This window comes from Nostoc sp. (assembly GCF_036919815.1).
Lineage (GTDB): Bacteria > Cyanobacteriota > Cyanobacteriia > Cyanobacteriales > Nostocaceae > Nostoc.
On the sequence record NZ_JBALCE010000094.1, the window covers coordinates 82020 to 107706 of the forward strand.

23 protein-coding genes and 1 pseudogene are annotated in these 25687 nt (G+C 41.3%); 13 read left to right on the forward strand and 11 right to left on the reverse strand.

The genetic code is table 11. From position 1 onward, the window contains the following. Positions 1–85 precede the first annotated feature (85 nt). Both V7K15_RS22510 and V7K15_RS22515 read left to right on the forward strand, forming a co-directional pair. Positions 86–883, forward strand: a complete 798-nt coding sequence (locus V7K15_RS22510; protein WP_334908926.1) for a DUF6816 family protein — start codon at positions 86–88, stop codon at positions 881–883. 91 nt (positions 884–974) lie between these two features. Beyond that, on the forward strand, positions 975–2783 hold the full coding sequence (locus tag V7K15_RS22515; RefSeq protein ID WP_334908928.1) for an ABC transporter ATP-binding protein: 1809 nt from the start codon (positions 975–977) through the stop codon (positions 2781–2783). A gap of 644 nt (positions 2784–3427) precedes the next feature. Here V7K15_RS22515 and V7K15_RS22520 read toward each other — a convergent pair. The 3 genes from V7K15_RS22520 to V7K15_RS22530 form a co-directional block, all read right to left on the reverse strand. Then, on the reverse strand, positions 3428–4384 hold the full coding sequence (locus V7K15_RS22520; RefSeq protein WP_334908930.1) for a hypothetical protein: 957 nt from the start codon (positions 4382–4384) through the stop codon (positions 3428–3430). A gap of 251 nt (positions 4385–4635) precedes the next feature. After that, on the reverse strand, positions 4636–5331 hold the full coding sequence (locus tag V7K15_RS22525; protein ID WP_334908932.1) for a Uma2 family endonuclease: 696 nt from the start codon (positions 5329–5331) through the stop codon (positions 4636–4638). Positions 5332–5480: 149 nt separating this feature from the next. Continuing rightward, positions 5481–5624: a hypothetical protein gene (locus V7K15_RS22530; RefSeq protein ID WP_334908934.1), complete on the reverse strand. Its 144-nt coding sequence runs from the start codon at positions 5622–5624 to the stop codon at positions 5481–5483. Positions 5625–5660: 36 nt separating this feature from the next. Here V7K15_RS22530 and V7K15_RS22535 point away from each other — a divergent pair, with 36 nt between their 5' ends. Beyond that, entirely contained in the window at positions 5661–7772 is a 2112-nt protein-coding gene (locus V7K15_RS22535) for a M3 family metallopeptidase (RefSeq protein ID WP_334908936.1), read from the forward strand. A gap of 55 nt (positions 7773–7827) precedes the next feature. Here V7K15_RS22535 and V7K15_RS22540 read toward each other — a convergent pair whose 3' ends face one another. Beyond that, positions 7828–8490: a restriction endonuclease gene (locus tag V7K15_RS22540; RefSeq protein WP_334908938.1), complete on the reverse strand. Its 663-nt coding sequence runs from the start codon at positions 8488–8490 to the stop codon at positions 7828–7830. A gap of 3 nt (positions 8491–8493) precedes the next feature. After that, entirely contained in the window at positions 8494–9666 is a 1173-nt protein-coding gene (locus V7K15_RS22545) for a DNA cytosine methyltransferase (RefSeq protein ID WP_334908940.1), read from the reverse strand. 144 nt (positions 9667–9810) lie between these two features. Here V7K15_RS22545 and V7K15_RS22550 point away from each other — a divergent pair, with 144 nt between their 5' ends. After that, positions 9811–10155: a hypothetical protein gene (locus tag V7K15_RS22550; RefSeq protein ID WP_334908942.1), complete on the forward strand. Its 345-nt coding sequence runs from the start codon at positions 9811–9813 to the stop codon at positions 10153–10155. Between the two features lie 25 nt (positions 10156–10180). Here the strand turns inward: V7K15_RS22550 and aspS are convergent, their stop codons facing one another. The 3 genes from aspS to V7K15_RS22565 form a co-directional block, all read right to left on the reverse strand. Then, positions 10181–11968: an aspartate--tRNA ligase gene (gene aspS / locus V7K15_RS22555; RefSeq protein ID WP_334908944.1), complete on the reverse strand. Its 1788-nt coding sequence runs from the start codon at positions 11966–11968 to the stop codon at positions 10181–10183. A gap of 162 nt (positions 11969–12130) precedes the next feature. After that, positions 12131–12343 carry a type II toxin-antitoxin system HicA family toxin gene (locus V7K15_RS22560; protein ID WP_334908945.1) on the reverse strand — a complete coding sequence of 71 codons (213 nt, stop codon included), beginning with the start codon at positions 12341–12343 and terminating at the stop codon, positions 12131–12133. A gap of 104 nt (positions 12344–12447) precedes the next feature. Further along, a complete protein-coding gene (locus V7K15_RS22565; RefSeq protein WP_334908946.1) occupies positions 12448–12672 on the reverse strand; it encodes a type II toxin-antitoxin system HicB family antitoxin in 225 nt (74 codons plus the stop codon). A gap of 209 nt (positions 12673–12881) precedes the next feature. Here V7K15_RS22565 and V7K15_RS22570 point away from each other — a divergent pair, with 209 nt between their 5' ends. The 7 genes and pseudogenes from V7K15_RS22570 to V7K15_RS22600 all read left to right on the forward strand — a co-directional run bounded on the left by V7K15_RS22570 (position 12882) and on the right by V7K15_RS22600 (position 20090). Next, the gene (locus V7K15_RS22570; protein WP_334908948.1) at positions 12882–13121 is read left to right on the forward strand and encodes a hypothetical protein; all 240 of its coding nucleotides are present in this window, start codon (positions 12882–12884) and stop codon (positions 13119–13121) included. A gap of 318 nt (positions 13122–13439) precedes the next feature. Further along, positions 13440–13712: a type II toxin-antitoxin system Phd/YefM family antitoxin gene (locus V7K15_RS22575; RefSeq protein WP_334908950.1), complete on the forward strand. Its 273-nt coding sequence runs from the start codon at positions 13440–13442 to the stop codon at positions 13710–13712. Then, the gene (locus tag V7K15_RS22580; RefSeq protein ID WP_334909003.1) at positions 13712–13972 is read left to right on the forward strand and encodes a Txe/YoeB family addiction module toxin; all 261 of its coding nucleotides are present in this window, start codon (positions 13712–13714) and stop codon (positions 13970–13972) included. The genes V7K15_RS22575 and V7K15_RS22580 overlap by 1 nt, the downstream gene beginning before the upstream one ends. A 146-nt stretch (positions 13973–14118) precedes the next feature. Beyond that, a pseudogene (locus V7K15_RS22585) lies at positions 14119–16012 on the forward strand (pentapeptide repeat-containing protein). Positions 16013–16411: 399 nt separating this feature from the next. Then, positions 16412–17929: a C-3',4' desaturase CrtD gene (gene crtD, locus V7K15_RS22590; protein ID WP_334908952.1), complete on the forward strand. Its 1518-nt coding sequence runs from the start codon at positions 16412–16414 to the stop codon at positions 17927–17929. 206 nt (positions 17930–18135) lie between these two features. After that, on the forward strand, positions 18136–19242 hold the full coding sequence (locus V7K15_RS22595) for a saccharopine dehydrogenase family protein (RefSeq protein WP_334908954.1): 1107 nt from the start codon (positions 18136–18138) through the stop codon (positions 19240–19242). Positions 19243–19700: 458 nt separating this feature from the next. Then, entirely contained in the window at positions 19701–20090 is a 390-nt protein-coding gene (locus V7K15_RS22600) for a hypothetical protein (protein WP_334908956.1), read from the forward strand. A gap of 302 nt (positions 20091–20392) precedes the next feature. Here V7K15_RS22600 and V7K15_RS22605 read toward each other — a convergent pair whose 3' ends face one another. After that, on the reverse strand, positions 20393–21667 hold the full coding sequence (locus V7K15_RS22605; RefSeq protein WP_334908958.1) for a cation:proton antiporter: 1275 nt from the start codon (positions 21665–21667) through the stop codon (positions 20393–20395). Positions 21668–22030: 363 nt separating this feature from the next. On the opposite strand from V7K15_RS22605, the gene V7K15_RS22610 reads away from it, so the two are divergent. Next, the gene (locus V7K15_RS22610) at positions 22031–22300 is read left to right on the forward strand and encodes a hypothetical protein (RefSeq protein ID WP_292720957.1); all 270 of its coding nucleotides are present in this window, start codon (positions 22031–22033) and stop codon (positions 22298–22300) included. A 235-nt stretch (positions 22301–22535) separates the two neighbouring features. Next, positions 22536–22907, forward strand: a complete 372-nt coding sequence (locus tag V7K15_RS22615) for a hypothetical protein (RefSeq protein ID WP_334908960.1) — start codon at positions 22536–22538, stop codon at positions 22905–22907. 73 nt (positions 22908–22980) lie between these two features. Here V7K15_RS22615 and V7K15_RS22620 read toward each other — a convergent pair whose 3' ends face one another. Continuing rightward, entirely contained in the window at positions 22981–24120 is a 1140-nt protein-coding gene (locus V7K15_RS22620) for a glycosyltransferase family 4 protein (RefSeq protein WP_334908962.1), read from the reverse strand. Positions 24121–24287: 167 nt separating this feature from the next. Beyond that, positions 24288–25457 carry a glycosyltransferase family 4 protein gene (locus V7K15_RS22625; RefSeq protein WP_334908964.1) on the reverse strand — a complete coding sequence of 390 codons (1170 nt, stop codon included), beginning with the start codon at positions 25455–25457 and terminating at the stop codon, positions 24288–24290. Positions 25458–25687: the final 230 nt, after the last annotated feature.

Consider the following 25687-nt stretch of genomic DNA (forward strand, 5'->3'; position numbering starts at 1 on the left):
GGGGATCTAAACCCAGCTTATTTCAGTGAGATTATGATGTAAATGGATAAATTTTTATTAAATAAAAAATAAACAAAAACTACTGATGCTTGCAATGAAGGTAATTTTGAGTTTTTGCTTGCTGCTTTTATTCCTCCTGTGGACTGGCGATGCTCTTGCAGGAGAGTTATCTGAACGGTTAGCAAATTTTCCTCAATGGGAAAAATTAACTTCAGTAAAACCAGCTTCGGGTGATTTGGTTTACCCTGAATGGATGGCTGGTTATTGGCAAGTTACAAGTACTTTGGTAGATTTAGCTGCACCTTTAGCACCAGATATCGTCACTCCTGGGTTTGAAGGTAATCGCCGACAATTAAATCAGCCTGTGAGTTTTGTAGTAAGATTTGTGAAAGAGCAACCACATATTCCTCGGTTCAAAATATTTCCTCAGATAGATTACAAATCCCCAATTTTAATTGCAGATAGAGCGTTTAATAGCTTAAATTTGGCACGGGCTTATTTAGGGGATGAAGCAGTATTATTAGTTAAAGTAGATCCAGATTCACCTAATCGTCAAATTACGTTCTTGCGTAGCAGTCGCCAACTAGTTTCTATTGTGACTGCACGCGCCACAGAAACTACCTCTGATGGCAAGTTCATCACCACAGAAGTATTTCAACAACTATTTAAAGGCGGTTCACGCCCCTATTTAAACTCTGTAGAATCTACCACCGCTTATCATAAACTTTCACCAGCTAATTCGGCGATTGAGGCAGATCAAGTTACTGCTGTCTATCTTTCACCCCAAGATCCAGATTACTTTAAAGCTGGTTCTCAACCAGTTTCTCTCTATCGCTATCGCTTAGAATTTGTCTTTGTACAAATACCTACTACTCGAAAGTAGTGATTTAAACGTATAACCCTTGACTACCTTGTATTACACTTGTAATATATAAATTCCAAGATTCCGATCGCGCCCTTGGGCAGTGTGCATTATGGCAAAATTTAGAGATATTCTCAAATACTACGATCGCTATCGAGCGCTGATAATTTTCAGTATTGGTGCAGCGAGCGTTTTTGAAATAATTGATTTGGCGGTGCCCTATGCCACAGGGCAGATTTTAAACGTACTTTCGGGACAACCCCTAGATCGTCCTATAGAGAATGCGATCGCTGCAATTAGCAACCTCACGCAACTACCACCAAATCGATTACTATCGCTAGGGGTGCTAATGAGTATAATCTTCTTAGTAAGCGTTGCCAGAGCGCCGATTCAAATCTGGTCAACTTGGTGGTTTCATTGGGATATTGCCTTACGTAGCCGACGAGACAACTTCACAAAGGCAATAATAAAAATACTCACTCTACCTATAGAATTTTACGATGAAAATAACCCAGGACGTATTGCCGGAAAAATTTCTAGAGGTTTAGAAAATCATACCTGGGCTTATCCAGAAATTGCTGGACAATTGATTCCCAAGCTATTCCGAATATTGGGAATTTTTATAGTTATCTTGTTGATTGAGTGGCGGATTGCCATATTATTTCTGATTTCGTTCGTAGTCATTCTCAGCTTCACTCTCAGAGATTTAAAGCAGCTAATGGAACAAGAACGACGGCTAGATAAATACATGGAAAATACCCAAAGCCGCAATTCAGAAATTATCACCAACATCAAAACAGTTAAAGCATTTGCAACAGAAGCACTAGAACTCAAACGGCAAAAACAAAGGCTTAACCGAGAGTTTAAAGTAGTAGATTACCGCATCCATCTTGGTTATGTTAAGTTGGGTAGTTTCAGAACGACAATCATTCAATTTTGTGTGTTTGCAGTGTTAGGTTTGACCCTTGCAGCTACGCTAAAAGGCCAGATTTCTTTAGGACACTTTATCACTACTTTAACAGTTTCCAGCATGGCTTATGCGGAGTTGGAACCCATCAGCAACCTCGCTGAGATTTTTGCTCGTCGTTATGCCTCAATGTTGGGGTATCACGAATTTATGCAGCAACCAACCGGGGTAGATGCAGTCAGTTTAGAAGAAAGTACATCAGCCTATAGTTTCACTGGGAAAGTTGAGTTGTCGCACCTCAGTTTTGGATATGATGCCACCCGTCAAGTTTTGCAAGATATCAACTTGTTGATTGAGCCATACCAAACAGTGGCATTAGTGGGGCGTTCCGGTTCTGGTAAGTCTACTTTAGTGAAGTTGCTGTTGCGATATTTTGAACCTCAAGAAGGTCAAATTCTGATTGATGGTCAAGATATTCGCACTTTGGATGTGAGTAGGTATAGACGAAGGTTAGCGATCGTTCACCAAGAAGTAGACGTTTTCAACGGTACCATATTGGATAACCTCACCTACGGGAGGACAAATGCCAGTTTTGAGGAGGTTCAGCAAGCCTGTAAAATTGCCAGAGTCGATGAAGTAGTGCAGCAATTACCCCAAGGTTATTACACCGTCGTCGGTGAACGAGGTGTCAGGTTATCTGGAGGACAAAGACAACGCTTGGGAATTGCTAGAGCGTTGCTAGTAGAACCAGACGTACTAATTTTTGACGAAGCCACCTCTAGCTTAGATTATGAGTCTGAGCGTTCAATTCAGCTAGCGATGCGATCAATTCAGGGCACTTGCACCACCATCGTCATTGCCCACCGTCTAAGTACAGTGCGAGAAGCTGATAAAATTGTGGTGCTGGAGCAAGGAAAGATTGTAGAAGTGGGTAGCCACGATGAACTCTTGCGTCACGAGGGTATTTATCGCCGCTTGCACTCCCTGCAAGAAACAGGAGAACTTCTGAGTTAGGCGACATAAACATTTTGGATTTTGGACTTTCCTGTGGAACGCTACGGGTAGCTTGCTTCCCCGGAGGGGTACGGCTACGGTTCCGTCGAGCGAAGTCGAGATGCTCAGTCGAACGATTTTGGATTTTAGATTGACTGCACGAATGAATCCGCTTGATTTCTACAAGCCGCACACTTGTGACTTCCAGTCATGAGTTAGGCGCTCCATATTCTGTTAAAATTAGATATAGCGAAAACCAAGCTAAACTGAACCACGACAACTAAAGATATGGGGTTCTGCTAGGAAATAGATACTTTTGTATCGATCCACAAGGTGAGTAAAATCTTTAAGGTACAGAGGTTAAACATACTTAACTTTTAACTTTTTAGGTACTTGTTTAAAAAGTTGCCGTCGGTGCGCCGGAGGCTCTAAAGGCCTGTGGAGAACTTGTAAGTCCTGGATTACTCCAGGCAGAGATCGTTGAAGCAGGAATCGCTTGACTTTTAGTCATGCGAGGTTCAATAAATCGACCTTATTTTCAATAAGGTCTATTTTTTTCCAATTGTCCCCAACAGTATTTTGTACACAACTAGACTTAACCGCGCCACAACATATATCATTTGAACCTGATTTCGCCACATTTGAAGTCTTCCAATCAGAAAAAACTAAGATTTACTCTTATCGGCTTCTTTCTGCGCCGCCTCACTATATTTCTTATATAGTTGAGTCCGAATCTTAGCTTCCTGATAACGGCTGTGGTTTTGTGGTACCGTTCCCATTAAATCTGAAGCCCGTTGCCACCTAGCAGCTATATCTAACCACTGAGTTGAGGTGGTGGCTGTTTTACCAGATGCAGAAGCAAGATTTGCAATTCGCACAGATATTGGAAATGGGTCATCAGATGGATCAGAAAGGCTATTGGTAGCAGCATGGGATGCTGTTTGGGCTTTCTTATAGCTAGTATTTTCAGTAGTTAAAGATTTGGAAGTTTCTAGTTGCATTAGGTTTTTGAGTTTATTACCTAACTGGCCATAAACAACCCAACCAAGCAACAACAGTGAGCATAAACCAGCTGCTGCTAATATCCTTTTTTTAGGTTTATTTTTGTGTTTTTCTTTGTTAATGAGTACTAAAGGACGAGAGACTGAAGTTTTAGGAAAATTTGGTTTTCCTAGTTGAGCTTGAGCTTCTGTGAAATCTTTAATTAGTTGCTTTAGAATATTAGGCTGAATTAATGTAATTTCGTGTGACCAAAGCAATTGGTTTTCGCGATCGCTATTTATTTCCTTTAACCAAAGTAATTGTTGTTCCCGAACAATCCGACTATTGATATTGACTCGGCGAATTTGGCGCGGGGCGATGGACTCAAGAATTTGCTGGATTTGTTCGACAACGGGAGATTGCTCAAGTTGCTCTACCCTAGCGGCTTCGCACAGAAGTTGTAAGACACCATCAGAAAAAATGGCTCTGGTTCTGACACCAGACTTGGCTAGCTTTTCGTTCAATAGCTGAATAATCGCAGCAACGCTACCTTGGTGAGCTTGCCAAGCGATATCGTTTATCCGGTCTACCACATGAAATTTAGTGATAGCTCTTCCACCCTGAGTGATTAACGTACTCATTAATTTAGGGACTCTTTTCTACTGACCTTGATCTTGTCTTCGATTTTACGAGTAAAAAGATGAGTTGCCAAATAAAATCATAAATATAGAGCCTTGCTTTTCGATTCGGCAAAAACGCTCGATCGCGCTTAGTTAATTTGACATAGTACATTATGATGTGTTTTAGCGATCGCCTTTAGTCAGGTTAAGCTCGATGAATTGATTTTGCGATGGTGCAAAGCACCCGCCATAGGCGATCGCATTCTCTATGGCTAAATAGTATCAGGGTCAACGCCAAGCGATCGTAAATGTTCTTTCAACCTTTCCACCTGCGATTCTGCTTGTCTTACTTGCTCTTGGGCTTGTTCCCTCGCCAATCTTTCCTGTTTTAGCGCCTCTGCCAACTCCTCTGGAATCAGTAACTTTTCCCCAGTGTCTTCTCGATAAAAACCAATCAGTTGCCCCTCTATTTGCAAGCGCAGCTGCAAAGGTTCACATCGGCTATCTGTAATTGGCTCATACACCTCGCCTCGCAGCCGATACCCTTGCAATTGCCACTTAATCCACTCTCCCTTGGGGTCAAATAACCAGTATTCCAGTACCCCTAACTGCTCATACAGCGTCTTCTTGAAGCCCGTGTCCTGGTTTCTAGTGCCCTCGGAGGTCATTTCAAAGATTACCACAGGCACTTGCCCCTCTTCCCATATTTTGTAATTATCCCGACCCCCAGGAGCGACATTAAAAATCACCATTACATCTGGGGCTACCCGTAACCTCGGAAAACCCTGAGCATAATAGAGAAACTGGTTACTCAAAACCGTTGCTTGCCGACCCAGCAAATATTGTCTCAATACTTCTAAAGTTGCCAGTAGAGCAGATAAATGAATATAACTTTCTGCCAATGGTTCACCATCCGAGCTTGGGTAAAAAACTTCTATTGATTGAGAACTAGGTAAAAGGCTAGTCATAATTAGCCACCTGGTTGAGAGGATGAGTGCATGATTATATTATCTCAGAGACTTTCGCTGATATTTATGGAACTGTCGCCTGTTAAATTTATTGGATCTGAAACCGTGTGAACAATGGGTTTTTTCTTTTTTCCCCTTGTCATCTTCGGTCAGGTATCGTTCACAAACCAAACAAAATAGCTATATCGGGATACTTTTGTGAGGAATTCTCGCTTTTTTTGCCTTTTTTCTACAATGGCAAGAATATTTAGCACTGCGATCGCTACATTAGAAGATATATAAACAAAAATCATTGTTGGTTTTTATTCGTCCGCAGTTCACACAAAAACATGAGTGCAAGTACTATTATTTCCGACAATCCCCTACTTCAAGGCATTGGTTTACCTCCCTTTGCAGAGATTAAACCAGAACGAGTAGTACCAGCCTTCAATGAGTTGCTGGCAGAACTTGACCAGCAGCTTGCCACCTTAGAGGCTAGTGTACAGCCTAGTTGGAGTGGTTTAGTAGAACCCTTAGAAAAGTTGATAGAACGGCTTACTTGGAGTTGGGGGGCGGTGAATCATTTAATGGGTGTTAAAAATAGCCCAGAACTGCGCGAAGCTCATGAAATCGTACAGCCACTAGTCATACAGTTTATCAACAAGCTCGGTCAAAGCCAACCCATCTACAATGCTTTTAAGGCACTCCGTAGCAGTGATAGTTGGGCAACTTTAGAATTAGCCCAACAGCGCATTGTCGAAGCCGCTATTCGAGATGCACAACTTGCTGGTGTTGGCTTAGAAGGAGAAGCAAGAGAGCGTTTCAACACCATACAAATGGAGTTAGCAGAACTTTCTACCAAATTCTCTAACCATGTACTTGATGCCACTAAAGCCTTCAGCTTAACCCTGACAACACAAGCGGAAATTGACGGTTTACCCCCAAGCTTAGTGAGTTTAGCAGCCCAAGGCGCTCGTGCATCTGGCGAAAGCAATGCCACACCAGAAGATGGTCCTTGGCGGATTACTTTAGACTTCCCCAGCTATGGTCCTTTCATGCAGCACAGCACCCGTCGAGATTTGCGCGAAAAGCTCTACAAAGCTCATATCACCCGCGCTTCTGCTGGCGATTTGGATAACAACCCCTTAATTGAGCGCATTTTGAAATTACGCCAAGAACTCGCAGATATACTAGGCTTTAAAAGTTTTGCCCAATTGAGCCTAGCTAGTAAAATGGCTCCCAACGTTGAGGCAGTCAACGCCCTGTTAGAAGAATTACGCCGCGCTAGTTATGATGCTGCTGTCAAAGACTTGGCAGAACTCAAAGCTTTTGCAGCAGCACAAGGAGCAGCAGAAGCTACAGATTTAAAACACTGGGATATCAGCTTTTGGGCGGAACGCCAACGAGAAGCAAAATTTGCCTTTACCTCTGAACAATTGCGTCCCTACTTCTCCCTTCCCCAAGTATTAGACGGCTTATTTGGACTAGTCAAGCGGCTGTTTAGCGTCACTGTCACCTCTGCCGATGGTCAAGCGCCAGTATGGCATGAGGATGTTCGTTATTTCCAAATTGCTGACGAAACTGGTTCTCCCATAGCCTATTTCTACTTAGACCCCTATAGCCGTCCAGCCGAGAAACGCGGTGGTGCTTGGATGGATGCGTGCATCAATCGGGGCAAAATCACTGAAAATGGTGTCACTGCCATCCGCTTACCTGTAGCTTATTTGGTGTGTAATCAAAGTCCTCCCGTAGATGGTAAACCTAGTTTGATGACTTTCTCCGAAGTAGAGACTTTATTCCACGAGTTTGGTCATGGATTGCACCACATGCTCACCAAGGTTGACTATCCCGGAGCCGCAGGCATCAATAACGTGGAGTGGGATGCAGTGGAACTACCTAGTCAGTTTATGGAAAACTGGTGCTATGAGCGACCCACTTTATTTGGAATGGCGAAACATTATGAAACTGGAGAAGCCCTACCGGAGCATTATTATCAAAAGTTGCTAGCGGCGCGTAATTATATGAGTGGTACTGCTACGTTGCGGCAAATCCACATGAGCAGTCTTGATTTAGAACTACACTACCGCTATCGCCCTGGTGGTAATGAAACCCCCTCAGATGTGCGTCATCGCATAGCTAAGACTACTACCGTTTTACCACCACTCCCAGAAGATTCAATTTTGTGTGCTTTTGGACATATTTTTGAGGGTGGTTATGCAGCAGGCTACTACAGTTACAAGTGGGCTGAGGTATTGAGCGCTGATGTTTTTGCCGCTTTTGAGGAAGCTGGGCTAGAAGATGAAGAAGCGGTAAAAGCTACAGGTCGGCGCTATCGAGATACGGTGCTGGCTCTTGGTGGTGGACAGCATCCAATGGAGGTGTTTAAAACTTTCCGGGGTCGTGAACCAAGTACGATCGCTTTGCTCAGGTACAATGGTTTAGTTAGTGCTGCTGTCAACTAAATAACACCTCTGTAGGGAGGTTGCAATGCAGATGCGTGTCAAACATCAATCTCCTTCATCCTACCAGTAGATTTTCTACACCTACTGTTGTCGTCGTAGTTGCTACCTGAATAATCCTACTGTATTGTAACCGCCACTGTAGCGCATTAGAAATTGTTAGGTAGCCAATTTCTGGCGGTTGCTGCAAAATTCTTTCTGCAAGTATTTCACGCCCAATTTCGTCTAAAGGAAAGTTGCGTTCCTCTAAAAATGCTATTACATCTTCTTTGTTGCCATTACGGCGTAAGATTTCTCTTAAACCGTAGGTTGTTTGATAATCTCCAGTTCTTTCTCTTGATACAAAGACAATATTCTGGAATTTTAAATTAGCTGTACGAGAGCTATGCTCATCAATCTTTTCATAAGCCAATATCAGTAAATGATAGCCCAATCCATACACTTTTTGACTGGCATTCCGAAAGGGGCAAGAAGATTGGGGCTGACGAATTGATGTCATTTTTAAATCAACTTCTAATCCGGGAAAATCAATCCCTAAAGCAGCACTACCAAGGATGTATTCGTACTTTGTGGACAAATATTGATTAAAAGTCAACTCAACATAGGTTCCTACTGCTTTGCCATCTGTAACGCCATACAAATTAGGAATCGGTGTTGTACTTAGTACAACACAAAAATCTCGTGCAGCAGTTTTGAGGGAAGATAAGGTTAGCACTTCCATTTTTTAAATAGCCAAAGTTAATTGTTGCCAACCAGATTTACTCAATTCAAAATTCCTTTGACCGATTCTTTTGCACACCCACTCGACACAAGCTGGTACAATAGCATTTCCAAATAATGCGTATTGATCATAAATTCTGGCAACTTGACACCAATCATCAGGAAAACCCATGAGTCTGGCATATTCAATATTAGTTAAACGCCGAAATTTCTCACCTACTTGGTAGCGTTCATAATGCCTTGATGTTGAGGCAGTCAATGTTGATGCAATGCCATTAGTTCCGAATATAGTATAACCAAGTCTCGCGCCTCCATCCTGGTTGTACAAAATTTCAACTCCATTACAATAACGATTTACAGGCTTACTTTGCTTAATCCGCTCCAGGGTATCGGCAGTAAAATCAAACTGAGTATCCACCATTGACTCATCCTGAAGAATATCCTGAAGCCTCTTTCTCGGCTTGATGTTAGGCAATGACGAAATATTTTGAGTCAACATCTGGTTTTTATAGGCAATTCCCCAATTATCATTTTTCCTTTTCATCGTCATGATTGGTAACATATATTTTACCAATGGAACTTCTATATCTGGCAATAAAATATTGTCTTCTCCAGTTAAAAAGACTGATAGCTTTTCTAAAGTATTAGGTGTTATATCTGTTGAATTTAATTTTGTGCCGAAAATAAAAATTCTATCTCGATTTTGAGGGATACCAAAACTCAAGGGGCTAATTAGTCGCCATTCGATAAAATAATCTAATTCAGAAAGTGCATTTAAAATTAATCTAAAATGATAGCCGTTTTCCATTGTCAAAAGTCTTTTGACATTTTCCAAAAAGAAATATTTTGGCTGCTTCTGGTCTAATATTTCTATAATGCGCTCAAATAGTGTTCCTCTAACTATATCTCTCACGCCAAGTTTTTTACCAGCCGGACTAAAAGGTTGGCAAGGGAAGCCAGCAGTTAATATATCGTGATTGGGAATGTCTAAAATGGAGATTTCGTTGATATCGCCTAAAGTAATTGAGTCTTTGCCAAAATTACTTTCATAAACTTTACAGCAAAGTTCATTAATATCATTCGCCCATACTGTTTGAATATTTGCATTTGCCATACCCAGGCGAAACCCACCGATACCAGCAAAAAGCTCTAAGGCTTTGAGTTTGTTTGTTGTCATCTACAAATTTTGAAACAAGTTATGGCTGTGGTTAAAGAGATATATTATTCATTACTTTTGCTTTCTCAATTAAAGTAATTGGTGGCTATTGTCCACCCTACTTGTACTTGAGTTACACTAGGACTTTGGCTAATGAGTATAAACATGGACGCGATTACGAATGAATTTAATAGATATTTTTCTAAATGGAAAATTACCTTACCAGAAGAGAATATACAAAAGCGTCAGAAAGGTTCAATTTTTCAAGCTGGTTGGAAGATAAATTTTATTTTTGGGATAAAAGATGATGCTGAGTATCTTGAGTATTACGCTATCCATAGAATGACCAATGATCGTCACATCATAATTTATGAAAATGAACAAAAAGAACATTTAGAGTGTTTAGAGCCTCCCTTAAAATACAGTCCAGCAATTGATGAAAGCCAAAGGGAGCATAATAAACATAACAGAAGGGTTAGAGAAGAACTGAGCTATAAAAGCTTACTTTAACTTTCTGTGCTCCCCTTGCGCTTTACTAAGACTTTGGTTTATATGTCGAAGCAACGTGCAATTCTTTCAATTGTTTAGCATCTACACTCGAAGGTGCATCTGTTAACAAACAACGCGCTTGTTGTGTCTTCGGAAAAGCAATGACATCCCGAATAGATTCTTCTCCAGCTAGCAACATGACCAAACGATCTAAACCATAGGCGATGCCACCATGCGGCGGTGTACCATATTCAAATGCTTCTAAGAGAAAACCAAATTTACTTTGTGCTTCTTCTGGAGATAAACCGATCGCTTCAAATACTTGCTGTTGAATTTCTCGCTGATAAATCCGCAGACTTCCGCCGCCAACTTCCACGCCGTTGAGTACTAAGTCATAAGCTTGGGCGCGTGCAGTCTTTAAGTCGCTTAAATCATCAGGATGCGGTGCTGTAAACGGGTGGTGTAGTGCTTCTAGACGCTTTTCGTCAGCATTCCACTCGAACATCGGGAAGTCTGTAATCCACAGCAAGTTGATTTTTTCTGGATCGATTAAGCCAAATTCTTTAGCGATCGCTTGCCGTAATCTATCTAATGTTTTATTAACTGTAACAGCATCACCAGCCCCAAACAATAGCAAATGTCCAGCTTTTGCACCTGTGCGGCGTAAAATTTCTTCTTTTTGTTCAACGCTAAGGTTATCTTTAATCGCGCCAATGGTGTCAATTTCCCCATCATCCCTGACGCGGATATAAGCTAAACCTTTAGCGCCGGCTTCGCTGGCTTCTTTAAATAAGTCGCCGCCTGGTTTAATGCGGACATTAGAAATTACATCGTTACCGTTGGGAATGGGGAGGATTTTGACGATACCACCATTGCTAACAGTGTCCCGAAAGACTTTGAAACCAGATTCTTTGACAATATCTGAGACATCAACTAATTCCAAAGCATAGCGGGTATCTGGTTTATCACTCCCGTAGCGTTCCATCCCTTCAGCGTAAGTGAGACGGGGGAAAGGGCGCTGTAACTCAATTCCTTTAACTGTTTTGAAGATATGACTAACTAACTTCTCGTTTAGTTCGATAATTTCTTCTTGAGACATGAAGCTCATTTCCATGTCCAACTGGGTAAATTCCGGTTGTCTGTCGGCGCGTAAATCTTCATCACGAAAGCAACGGGCAATCTGATAATATCTGTCCAAGCCAGATACCATCAGCAATTGTTTAAATAGCTGAGGTGATTGCGGCAAAGCATACCACTCACCAGGATTGACGCGACTGGGTAGAACATAATCCCGCGCCCCTTCTGGGGTAGAACGGGTAAGTATTGGGGTTTCGACTTCAATAAAACCTTCCAAATCTTCCAGATAACGACGCATGGCTTTGACAATTTTATGACGTAGTTGCAAATTTTGCGCCATGCGATCGCGTCGCAAATCCAAATAACGATATTTTAGCCGCAAGTCTTCCCGCACTGTCTCGGTGTCAGCTACGGAAACTTGGAAAGGTAACTGTTTGCGGACAGCATTCAGGAGTTCAATTTTATCGGCGTAGATTTCTACCTCGCCTGTGGGGATGCGGGTATTCAGCGATTCTTCGGGACGTTGCGTTACTCTACCAGTGATTTCGACAACATATTCATTTCGCAGGGCGTTTGCTTGCTGATAAGAATCTGGGGTGCGTTGCGGATCGCTGACGATTTGGACAATTCCAGAGCGATCGCGTAAATCTAAAAATATTACACCACCATGATCGCGGCGACGGTCTATCCATCCGTAAAAGGTAACTGTTTCTCCAATATGTTCTTTTCGGAGTTCGCCGCAATAGTGAGTTCGCATAAGTGTTAGTTCTGTTTGTCTGGGCTAGATTGGCAAGAAAATGTCAAAGCCTTCCCATTATCTAGCATCAATAGTAATTGTAGTAGTTCTGGTGAAATAAAAAATTAAATCATCTCACACTATATATAGGAGAATCCATGACACCAGAAGGGTAAAATTTACCTATTTTTGCAATAGTTCCCGGAATTCATCACGGCTGATCTGACAGTCACGGAGTATCTGTGCTAACAAACCAGAACCAATTGTTTCACCAGAATGCACTGGAACAACAGTTCGACGACCATCACTGTGTATCAAAAAATGGTGACTACCTCGGATTCTTGCAACCTCAAAACCTGCTTTTTTTAAAGCTGTAATTACTTCCTGTCCACTCAAACTCGGTATGCTTATAGCGGTTCTCAGTTGAGTAGAAGTACAAGAACCCCACCCCCAACCCCCTCCCCGCAAGCGAGGAGGGGGCTATGATGTACTTCATGTCATTAGGAAACGCTATATACTTGCACAGAAACTCTCTGCACACCGATAAACTCTAATGCTTCGGCCTTTTCTTGTTCAACCTCTAAACAAAGTTCAATAGCTTCTTTAATCCGCTCTATCAGTTCGTCTAGACATTTGGCTTGGGTATGACATCCAGCAAGACTAGGCACGGAGGCAACAAAACAACCTTGATCGCGTTCTATAATAACGTTAAATTCTCTGGTCATCTTCAGGTTGTTATTTGCTGGGGTAATCTAATTTTAGATTAGTTGAGTAGCTGCGATCGCTAAAAAAATATTATGCCAATAAAATGGCGTTTGGTTATATTCATGACTGATATAAACAAAAAGCTAAAAAGCTATGACACAGACAACAGCAATTACAGAAGGGATTAACAGCTTAAGGGATGCCCATAATCGATTCGGTTTAGTCAGGTTTGCCGCAAGCATTAGCTTATTTAGTGGCTAACCCTCATCCTGATAAACCTGTCTTTGGGATGTTGACTAACGGTGACGATATTTTATTTATTAAATTGACGCGATCGCCTACTCCTGAATATAATCTGTCGCGGGTGTTTGCTCTGTTTACCTCTGCTAGAGAGGTGTATGAAATATTGCAAATTCTTAAAGGTATCGGTCAAGCGATGTCTACGATGGGCTGCGCCTACGCACCTTGATAAACTCTGCTACTCTTAGTGAGTAATATTGCAAGGTAGACCGCTCCCATAAGTTGTTGAACTACTCCCATAAGTTGTGGAACTACTCCCGTAAGTTGTGGAACCGCTCCCATAAGTTGTGGAACCACTCCCGTAAGTCGTGGAACTACTCCCGTAAGTTGTGGAACCGCTCCCGTAAGTTGTGGAACCGCTCCCGTAAGTTGTGGAACCGCTCCCGTCACGAGGTAGACCGCTACAGTAGCAATATTGATAACTACAGCTTATTGGCTTTGCTTTCTCTACAATACTTGTAGGAATTTTTGCTATTTACTGTCATAAGTGAATAAAAAAGAGGTTGCGATCATGGATGTGATTAATGTTAATGATGCACAACAGCACCTTGATGCTGTCATTAATGAAAGTGCAAAATCTCACATACCAGTAATAATTAGTGGTCATCAAAATCAAGCGGTACTTGTTGCTCTTGAAGACTGGAACGCAATCCAAGAAACGTTGCACATACTGCAAGTTCCTGGAATGCGAGAGGATATTCTTGAAGGAATGCGTACTCCTGTTGAGGAATGTGTTACCAAAGAAGAGCTTGATTGGTAGTGTGGGAATTACGTTTTACCAAGCGGGCACAAAAAGATGCAAAGAAGCTTGCTGCATCTGGACTCAAGCCGAAAGCGGAGGAACTTCTGGCAATTTTGGAGCAAAATCCTTATGAAAATCCTCCTGCCTACGAAAAGTTAAAAGGAGATTTACAAGGGGCATATTCTCGGAGAATTAACATTCAGCATCGGCTTGTATATGAAGTTATCGAAGAAGAGCGAGTTGTGAAAGTTTTAAGTATGTGGACTCATTATGAGTAATATTGATGAAAGTTTCCCAAAAGCCGAAATATCACAGAGCAAAGTTGTATAAAATCTCAGTAACACTAGTTCTCTAAAATCCGTCACCAGATTCAAACCCCCGAACCCAGATTTAATCTGACTTTCTCAATTACGAATTACTGATTATGCCGCCAGACTACTCCGGTCAAAATCTCCGAGGTCGCTCTTTTAAAGGTCAAAACCTGACTGGAGCCAACTTTAGCAAGGCGGATATTAAAGGGGCAAACTTTAGCAACGCGATTCTTAAAGATGCTGATTTTACAGGAGCTAAAGCCGGATTACAGCGACGTTGGACAATTGGGTTGCTCACAGTATTATTGCTGCTGTCGGGACTATCAGGGTTTTTCTCAATCTTCCTTGGTGTATTGGTAGCATATATTTTTAACCCTGTTAATACTCAAAACTTCATCATAGGAATAGTCTCCCTAATTTTCCTGCTAATTTTTTGTATTATTACCATTTGTAAGGGTTTAACAGCAGCTTTAGGAGCCTTAGCCGTAGCCTTCGCCGTAGCCTTAGCCGGAGCCGGAGCCGGAGCCATAGCCGGAGCCATAGCCGGAGCCATAGCCGTAGCCTTTACATTATTTAGTGCTTACATTGGCTGGCGTAGTCTGGCTGGAAATGAAAAAGACGCTTGGATTCGCTCATTTGCTGTCGCCTTTGCTGCTACAAGTGGAACTAGCTTTCGTGGTGCTGATTTAACTGATGTTGACTTTACAGGTGCAATTCTCAGAAATACAGATTTCAGAAATGCCAACCTCACACGCACTCGTTTTTATGAAGTCAAAAAGCTTGACCTTGCCAGAGTAGACAACACTATACTAATTAACCTTGCTGTTCTCAATTTACTCATAAGCTGCAATGGTAGAAAAAAATCATATCTTGGCGCTAACCTTAAAGGTGCTAACCTCATAGGTGCAGACTTAAAAGAGGAAAATCTAAAAGATGCTAATATTACTGAAGCAACCTTCCAAGGAGCTTGTTTAGAGTGGGCAAATCTGACTCTAGCTCAAGCTATAGGCACTAACTTTACCAGCGCCCAAATGACTGGTGCTTGTGTGGAAGCATGGAATATTGAAAGTTCAACTCAGTTAGATAATGTAGATTGTCGCTTTGTTTATCTTCTAGAACACCCCAAGCCTGAAACCGATGACAGCGAACGCCGTCCCAGTAGTGGCGAATTTAAACCAGGAGAATTTACCAAGCTGTTTGAAGAGGTTTTAAATACTGTTGATTTGATTTTCCGTAATGGCATTGATTGGAAGGCTTTTGTTAATGCCTTTCAAAATGTGCAAAATCAAAATGAAGACACAGCATTAGCCCTACAGAGTATTGAAAATAAAGGTGATGGCGTAGTAGTCGTTAAGGTTGGTGTACCTGTTGATGCTGATAAAGAAAAGATTCATAGTGATTTTTCACAAAGTTATCAACTGGCATTGCAAGCTGTAGAAGAACAATATAAAGCACAATTACAAGCTAAAGATGAGCAGATAATCATTTATCGCCAACAAAGTGGAGAGATGACAGAGATTGTCAGATTATTAGCTAATAAACCTATTAATATTCAAGTTGACAATAAAGTTGAGAATAAAAATATGACTAACAGCAATGATGCCAGCCGCAAAATTGAAATTGGCAGTGTTGGCAGAGACTTTAATGCCAGTGGACAAGCTTTGAATTTGGGCGATATTAGCGGTACGGTACACAAATACCATCAACGAGTTACCAGCATCTCCCGAACCAGATAAACCGGGAATTAAGGAATTGTTGACGCAATTGCAAGCAGCAATTGAGGCTGATACAAACTTACCGCCAGAAGATAAAGCTGAGGCATTAGAGCAGGTGAAAGCCTTAGCAGAAACAGCGAAAAGTCCCCAAGAAGGGGCAATGCAAAAGGCGGCGAAAACGGCTATAAAGATTTTAAAAGGGACAATTTCTAGTTTACCCAGTGCTACAAAGTTGGTTGAACAGTGCAGTAATCTATTGCCGTTGATTTCAACTTTTTTAGGTTTAAGTTGATCCGCCCGTGATTCAAATCGCCGGATAATATAGAGCTTCTCGTTTGTATGCAATAGACTTTGACCTCTCTCCAAAGCTCTCTCCTAAGAGGAGCTACGGTGTACACACAAGTCAAATTACCCCCCTTAGAAAGGGGGGAAACCGGAAATCTAGTTCCCTCCCCTTTATAAGGGGAGGGTTAGGGTGGGGTAAAACCTTGGTTAATCAGCTATTTCAGACTTGTGTGTACACCGTAGCCTAAGACAAGAGAGGCTTTGAATCTTGCTCCCCTTCCCTTATAGGGAAGGGGTTGGGGGTTAGGTCTCTATTAGACTTAACTGAGAAATCGCACCCCATTTAACTCAGAGAGTAAGATAAAATTATAAGTAAAAGTATTAAGAATTTTAAAGAAACTAATCAATGTCCAGTATTTATCTTGACAAAAGTAAATCTCATGTCGTCGTTATCGGTGCAGGAATAGGTGGACTGACTGCTGGAGCATTATTAGCTCATAAAGGTTACAGCGTCTTAATTTTGGATCAGGCTCTTGTCCCCGGAGGCTGTGCTTCGACGTTTAAACGGCAGGGATTTACCTTTGATGTAGGCGCAACTCAGGTGGCGGGGTTGGAACCAGGAGGAATTCATCACCGGATTTTCTCAGAATTGTCAATAGATTTACCACAAGCAACGCCTTGCGATCCTGCTTGTGCAGTCTATTTACCTGGGGAAAGTACACCGATTAATATTTGGCGTGATCAAGAGAAATGGCAAGAGGAACGACAAAAACAGTTTCCCGGTAGTGAACCGTTCTGGCAATTGATCGCAACTTTATTTAATGCCAGTTGGGAATTTCAAGGACGCAATCCGGTGCTACCACCGCGTAATTTATGGGATTTGTGGCAGTTAATGCAAGCGATGCGTCCTAGTACATTAATTACTGTACCCTTCACTTTGTTGACTGTAGGAGATGCTTTACGATTATGTGGAGTGGGAAATAACCAACGACTGCGGACTTTTTTGGATTTGCAACTGAAGTTGTATTCCCAGGTGGATGCAGAAGAAACAGCATTACTTTATGCGGCAACAGCGTTGAGTGTATCTCAACTGCCCCAAGGATTGTTTCACCTCCAGGGTAGTATGCAAGTATTAAGCGATCGCCTAGTACAATCTTTAGAAAGAGATGGCGGCAAATTGTTGATGCGCCACACTGTAGAAGAAATCAAAGTAGAGAATGGCAAAGCTACTGCTGTAGTCATTAGAAATCAAAAAACTGGCGAAGTCTGGACAGAAGCAGCTGACCACATAGTTAGTAATGTCACCATGCAAAACTTGGTGCAGTTATTAGCAGAAAACGCTCCATCTGGTTATAAAAATCGGGTGGAAAAACTGCCCCAAGCATCGGGCGCGTTTGTGGTGTATTTAGGTGTAGATGCCAGTGCGATTCCGCTAGGATGTCCACCCCACTTACAATTTATGTATGATGCTGATGGGCCGATTGGCGAGAATAATTCCCTCTTTGTTTCCGTCAGTCATCCTGGAGACGGTCGCGCACCGGAGGGTAAAGCGACAATTATCGCTTCTTCATTTGTCGATCCGACTCCGTGGTGGCAGACTGATGATTATGAAGGACTCAAACAAAAGTATACCCTGCAAGCGATCGCTCGTCTTGCCGAATATTTCTATCTCAAACCAGAAACTATTATTCATCAAGAAGCCGCAACACCTCGCACCTTTGCCCATTTCACAGCCCGCGATCGGGGTATAGTTGGCGGTATCGGTCAAAGAATTCCCACCTTTGGCCCCTTTGGGTTCGCTAATCGTACACCAATTGAGCATCTGTGGTTAGTTGGTGACTCCACCCATCCCGGCGAAGGTACTGCTGGGGTGAGTTATTCGGCGCTAACGGTAGTCAGGCAAATTGAAGCGCAAAACTTATAGCGTTTCCTAATATCATAGCCCCCTCTCTTCGCTTGCGGGGAGGGGGTTGGGGGTGGGGTTCTTGTACTTCAGTCAACCGAGAACCGCTATATCAACTACCAATAATTGAAAACTCCTCCTTCCTTGGCAGGCAAGTCATACTTGTAACTGATGGCAAACAAGACAGAAAATTGATGAAATTAGGTTAGTGTTGCTAATCTGGAGTAATGACAGACAGCGTTTTAATTCTTGGTGGACGGGGGCGGATTGGTAGCACTGTTGCTCACGATCTAGCTACCCATACGGACGCACAAATTACGATTACTGGACGTTCTGCGGAGTTTGGGAAGGCTGTTAGCTTGTCTTCGGGAGGACAAGTGCAGTTTTTAGTATTGGACTTGGCAGAAGTTGACAAACTCCGAGATGCGATCGCAAACTCTAATTTAGTCATCCATTGTGCTGGGCCATTTCACTATCGAGATACTAATGTTCTCGAAACCTGTATATCTCAAGGCGTTAATTATCTAGATGTGAGTGACCATCGTTCTTATACCAGCAAAGCTCTGAATTTTCATGAACAAGCTGCTGCTGCTGGTGTGACAGCAATTATTAATACTGGCATTTTTCCTGGTATTTCTAACAGCATGGTACGTCAAGGTGTTGAACAATTTGATCAAGCAGAAAAGATACATTTAAGTTATTTGGTTTCGGGTTCTGGTGGTGCTGGCATTACAGTAATGCGGACAACTTTTTTGGGGTTGCAATATCCTTTTGAGACTTGGATAAATGGCAAATGGGAGTTAATCAAGCCTTATAGTGAAAGAGAAGTAGTTGAGTTTCCATCTCCCTATGGACGCAGAGGAGTTTACTGGTTTGATATGCCAGAAACCTTTACACTACCCAACGCCTTCCCATCAGTTAAAACTGTAATTACTAAGTTCGGCTCTGTTCCCGATTTTTACAATCACCTAACTTGGATTGCGGCACACATTTTTCCTAAGTGGTTAATGCAGCGTCGTTACATGATTGAATTTCTGTCTCATGTCAGCCATTCGATGACAGATGTTACTAATAATTTTAGTGGAATTGGGGTAGCAGTTCGTTCAGAAGTTACAGGGCAAAAAAATGGTGAAACAGCCGTTTATTGCTCAACTGTAGTGCATAAAAATACAGCAGTGGCTTCTGGTTGCGGCACAGGTAGTATTGCCCAATTATTGTTAGAAGGTAAACTCAAAAAACCAGGTGTTTTTCCTGTGGAAGAAGCACTACCAACAAATTTATTTGAAGAGGTAATGGAAAGTCGAGGAATTAAAATTAATCACAGTTGGTTATAGCTGAATACAGTTTAGTTAATGCATAACTCTTTGTCAAAGTCAATTTTTTTAACGAACCGCGTACTCCTGCCAAGGAGAAGCTACGCGCAGCGTCTCCTTGGCGCAGCCTCTCGTAGAGAAGAGTTGGACGATTAAGGTTTTTATGGCTAACACCAAGGGTATTGCCAGATAATAGAGTAAAAATTTCAGTCCACTGAAGTGGACTTTAGCTATTAGCCCCGAACTTGAGTTCTGGGCGGGATATCAGTAAGCACGACAATTTGACTATTACAAAAATATACGTAGTGCTAAGTCCTAAAAGGTTCAGATAGCATTAACTTAACTATAGGTGAAAATTAATATACCCTACGGTAGAAGTAAAAACTGTACCTAAACATTTAGGATGCCTGTGAGTCTGGAATATCAAATCTATTTATACATGACCAAGGCTCATAACATAAAAACAGGAGGTTTCTTTCATGCAAAAAATCCTATTAACTTTAAAGCAAGCGTTACGTTCAAGCTTTTTGATTGTTGGCTTAATGATTTTCATCAGCTTATCAGGTTCCTTCATTTTCGTTCAGCAAGCTAGTTATGCAACTACTCTTGAAGAATTAAAACTAATACCTCCAGAGCATAAACCAAATTCTGAAGAAAAAATTAATCGTGCTAATGAATATGACCCAGGTGTTGGCATTGAAGAAGAAAACCGAGAAGAAGCTTATGAGCAAGCAATAAAAGATTCAACAAACCTTAATACTATAGAGAAGACTTACGAAAGGAATTTGAAAGCGGAGAAAGAACAAAATCCCCCAGAAAGCTTTGGTGAAAAAGCGAAAGAAGTTATTGAAAAGGTGACAGGTAAATAGGAAATATAAACCTAAACCCCAACTTCTTCCCTACCTCTTCTTCCAGGAGAGGTTTTGTTTGCTAGTAATAATTCAGGAGTCACAAATAGGACTTACACAAAGCTACATACGGTAGGGGCAATTCATGTAGACGAAGGCTGACCGCAGGGTATTGCCAGTAAGAAGAAAATCACTCTTTTCGGCTATTGTTTGCGTAAGTCTTGACAAATAAGAAAATCAAATTGTCGGATGTGTTATCGCCGAAAGTACCGCAGCATTAACAATTTAAGGTGCATTAGCCTTTGGCATAACACACCTGATATTTATGGAGTAGCGTTTCTCTGATTAGCAAGATCGCGCTCATACCACTTCATTAATGGAGTTGCACTAATTCCATGCACAATCACTGAAACTACAATAGTAGTGTAAGTTATCCAAGCAATTTGTTCGCCTGCTTCACCTTTTAAACCATGACCAAAGGCATAGGCAAGATAATATAAAGATCCTACACCGCGAATACCGAACCATCCAAATAACCACCGAGTTCCTGGGTGGAAGGTTCGGCGGCGTGAGTCTAGAGGACGTTTACCTATTGTGCTAATCCAAACTCCTATAGGTCTGATGATTAAGAATAACAAAGTTATCACTAACAAAGATTGCATTGCATAATTGAGCATTGGCTTGAATAATAATATTGAACCCAATATTAAAATTGTCCCAACTTCCAGCAGCTTTTCAACTTGCTCAACAAATTCTAATTGTGCTAGCGGTTTTTCAGAATTTCTGTAACTGCGTTGGACAACTAAGCCAGCCACAAATACTGCCAGAAATCCATAGCCATTCACCATTTCTGTTAAGGAATAAGTTAGTAGAATTGTGCTGATAGCAATAAAGTCTTCCATTAACTCATTGGCAGGACGGTTATTTTGAATTTTTTTGTCAATCAAAACTATACATTTGGCAACAATAATTCCCATGACGATGCCAACTGCGATCGCCCAAATTAAATCAACCATAATCCAGTGTTTAAACCAGTTCCCCCAGCTGTCATCTTTTAAGGCATAAATGCCAAAATAAACGAAGGGAAAAGCCAAAGCATCATTTAATCCACCTTCGGAAGTTAAACCAAAGCGCAACTCATCTTGGTCGTTTATATCGGTCAGTTGTACTTCCGATGCTAATACTGGATCAGTAGGTGCGAGAATTGCTCCTAATAAAATCGCTTCTCCCCAATTCATCCCTAAAAATAATTTACCTACAGCAGCCAGAGCAAAAATTGAAATTGGCATCAGAAATATAATCAATCGCGTCGTAATATCCCAAACCCGCAATTTGAGAGGACGAACAATTTTTAAGCCGCAGCCAAACACAGAAATAAGTACTACAAGTTCTGTTATTCTCTTTAGCAGTTCAGCGTTGAAAACTCCATCCCGACGTAATTGAATCAGCCCAAAGCCGTAAGGTCCTAGAAAAATACCAACTATTAGGTAGATAATCGCAAAAGAAAGAGGTAAGCGAGCAATCCAACCGGACCCTAATGTTACCATCAACAAAAGTAGACCAATCACAAATAGCTCAATAATATAGATATCTGCCATATAGCGATTTATATAAAAATTAGGTGTTGCTTTGTAAGCTTAGTTGCAATAGCTTTGTATTAGAAATAACCTATGGGCAGATTTTCTGGGATTAGGGATTGGAGATTCAGTCTTGCTACCAAATTAGAGAGAAAGGAAAAGTTGAAGGAAGAGACAAGGGGACAAGGGGACAAATTAGATGGTGATTCAGTTCCCAGGTGGGGGTACTAAACCCTCTAATGGTCTATCTTCCCTACTTTCTCACTCAGACATCGCCCATTTTAGTACAAATATACTATAATATAGATAGCGTCCACAAAGCCTAGCCAAATGCATAACGGCTTTGTGAAAACCTTGTGGAAGATGGATTCAAGGGTTAGTTCGATGATGAAGCATTATATTCTCAACCTCAATCCGACTGCCAAGCATGAATGGGATCGATGTATTTTACGTGACCCCCTGACTGCCAAACGCCCAGATATTGCCAAACTAATTGCTGAAGCGGTTGGTGCTGATACAGGCAGTTATTTGGTGAGCGTGAATATCGAAGTTCAAGTTTTGCAGCAAGCGGCGGTACCTCAAGCCGAACAACTCTCGCTTTCATTTCCAGAAGTGAGTGTGCCGTCACAACCACAACTGCGGGAAGTGGCTTGAGCTACAGTGCAGAGTTTAGCAGAAAATAATTAGCCTGCATAAGCAGGCTTAATTCTTCTAATCGCAGACATCGTTTTTTCTTCCTTAATTGAGTACATTTGGGCTATAATAGATATATACTCCACCAAGCTTAGTTAAGTGTAAAACTGTTCTGTGACAGCCTTCTGGGAAATAGATTCAAGGGTTGGTCTTATACTTAAACACTCCATTATTGACCTGAGAGGAAAATTATTAAATGATGCAACTGAGTCATTATCCAGGTGCGATCGCCCAAGCTGCCCAACGGGCTAATGAAATAGACTCTCAGTTGATGGCAGTACAGCACCAAGTTGACCGATTTGAAGGCAATGCCGATCGTGTCGCTGCCTTTGAGATGGATTTGAAAAATGATGCTCAACGCAAGGCTCGCCGCTTTGAGGTGCTGCTTGTAAATCAGGAATATCAAAAGTCAATAGACACCCAGATTCGATTAATTGTCGATAAAGCAAATGCGATCGCTCATTTGGAATATCTGCGTAATCAGTTTAGTGTAGCTAAGTTGGAAGCAAGATTAGCGATCGCTCAACAACTCTCTGATTTTGAATCTCGTGAATTAGTCGGTTTGTAATCACAACCATAAACCCTAGATTGAAATCTGGGGTTATCCCAACAAAATCGGTGATTGTAGATTACCCAGATAATTATAATCTGTAGGACAGGAGTTCGGCAATTTGCTGATTAATAATTGCAACATCAAAACGCCGACTAGCATTAGTCCTGGCATTATGGGCTATAGTTGCAGTTATTTCTGTCTCCTGAAGACAGGTGATGATTACTTGTGCAAGTTCTTCAGGTTCTCCGGGTGTTACTAGAAAACCATTAAGTCCATGTTCTACTAATTCTATTACACCCCCAGCTTTTGCTGCAACTACAGGTTTTCCACATAGCATTGCCTCTACAATCACTCTACCAAAGGGTTCTGGGGAAGTTGAGGTATGCGCCACCAAGTCACAAGCTGCCATTAACTGGGGAATATCAGAACGAAATCCTAAAAATTTGACGCGATTTTCTAGTCCGAGTTCAGCAACTTGTTGGTGTAACTTTTGGACGTAATCTTGTTCGCCAAACAGTGCATCACCCACTAAAATTGCTGTCACCTCTTGCGGACATTTGGCAAGGGCATCAATTAAAATATGCTGTCCTTTCCAAGGTGCAAGACGGCTAAAGTGTCCGACTACAAATTTTCCTGATAATCCTAACTGTTGCTGTAATTTATTAATGTCAGATTCATCAGTTTGATAAATGTTTGAATCAAAGCCGTTATAGACAACTTCGATGATGTCTAGGCGTCCTCCTGCTTGCACAAAGGCTGTTTTACTAGCTTGGGAATTAGCAATTACTAATGATGCAAAACGATTAGCTAAGTTAATAGCGATGCGAAGATTAGTTTGGCTGAAATGTTCTGTGGAAAGAATATCATGTAAATGATAAACCAGAGGGCGACGACTGAAAAAACTTGCTAATGCACCGACAACTAATGCTTTTTGGGTGTTGGCATAGATTAAATCGTATTCACGCGCTTTTTTAACTACTTTAGTAATCAAAGGTGCAAGCTGTCCCAAACTCTTTAATCCTTGCACTAAACTGCTTTCTTTACGAACTTGGATTGCTTGAGTTGCAAGAACTTCTACTGGGATATGATTTTGCTGTAGTAAATCTTTAAATGTACCATCTGCAAATAAACCTACCAAAGCGCGATCGCCATATGGTTTAGCAATATCTATTAAACATAATTCGGCACCGCCTGCTTTACCGCTTTGATCTAAGAAAAGAATTCTCATGAAACCTCTATTTTATCTAATTTGACCCACGTAACGCCCCTAAGATTTGTAGGACTTATGCATAAGAGATCCCCCAACCGCCTTAAAAGTTGGCTCTTTGAGATCCCCCCTTTTTAAGGGGTTTCAGGTTTTGAGTGCATAAGTCCTGATTTATTAGATTCACTTGTTTAAGCTAATAAAATATTCCGTACTTGTTGGGCGATTTGATTCCAGTCATAGTGTGTGATAGCGTATTGGCGACAGGCTTCGCGTGAAGGTATAGGAATATTTCCCAAAAGCACTTGCTCTAATTTTTCAGCAATAGCTGAGGCTTCGGTTGAAGTAGTAATTAAATCGGGTGAAAATTCTGATAAAATTTCTGGCATTCCCCCAACTGGAGTACATAAAACAGGAGTACCACAGGCTAGAGACTCGATTATTACTAATCCAAATCCTTCAAAAGATTGACTAGGCATAATAGTCAATTCAGCAGCTTGGTAAGCTATAGGTAATTGTTCATCAGGTAGAAAGCCTAAAAATTTAACGTTGTCGTCTAGTCCTAATTCTGTAGCTTGTTGTTGTAGTGCAGCTTGGATGTGACCACGACCTGCGATCGCTAGCCAAACATCTGGTATTCTGGGCTTAATTATAGCTAGTGCCTGTAATAATTTGTCAACCCCGGTTCGATGTACTAAGCGGCGTGATGTAAATATAATCCGGCGATTACTAGGCCAGGCTAGCTGTCTACAAGCTTCCTGGGGTGAGAAATTTGGTTGAAACCAGTTAATATCAACTCCACCAGGGATAACATTAATTTTGCTCCACGGTACTTGATATTTATCATGTAAAATTTTACCAAATGCTTTGCTCAAAACAATGAAGCGATCGCAGCGATTATAAGTATTTTGTTCTATTAGCCAATGTTTGATCAAAAGACTGAGATTTTTATTAACTACCTCTTGCTGACTCTCAGAAGCCCAAGGGCCATGAAAGTTAAAAGTAACTGGTATTCCCTTTGGTAAAATATCTAAAATAGGAAAGCTATATAATGCAAAGTGCAAATTAATAGCATCGGGTTTGCTTGTTCTTGTTTTCTGAAAGTTAGTGCGAATCGACCATAATCTTTGCCACATAGAACTATCGGGAGAAGCCAAATTAGTCAGCTTAATCGGCGAATTTAGTTCTGCCTCTGGTAAACCGACTCCACATAATTCAACCTGATCTTGATTTGCTGCTAATTTATGAGTTAGTTCATAAATATACCTTTCTAATCCTCCAGGACTTTTGGGAAACCAGCCTAATCCAAGAGTGAGAATAGATGCCGATGCTGACGTAAAACTTTTTTGTTTATTTTCCATCAATATGTCTCCTATAAATGTATTAAAACAGTAGGGGCACAGCATTGCTGTGCTCCTACAGCGTGTTATGTCCCAATCTGAATTACTTGAATTTCCGAATACACATTACCAATAAGAGTTTTTTTATAGAACACCAATTTATAAACTATTTATATGCAAACGTCAACAAGGAATTAAAAACTGTGTTTTTATTAACCATATAATACTGACTATGACAGATATGATACTTA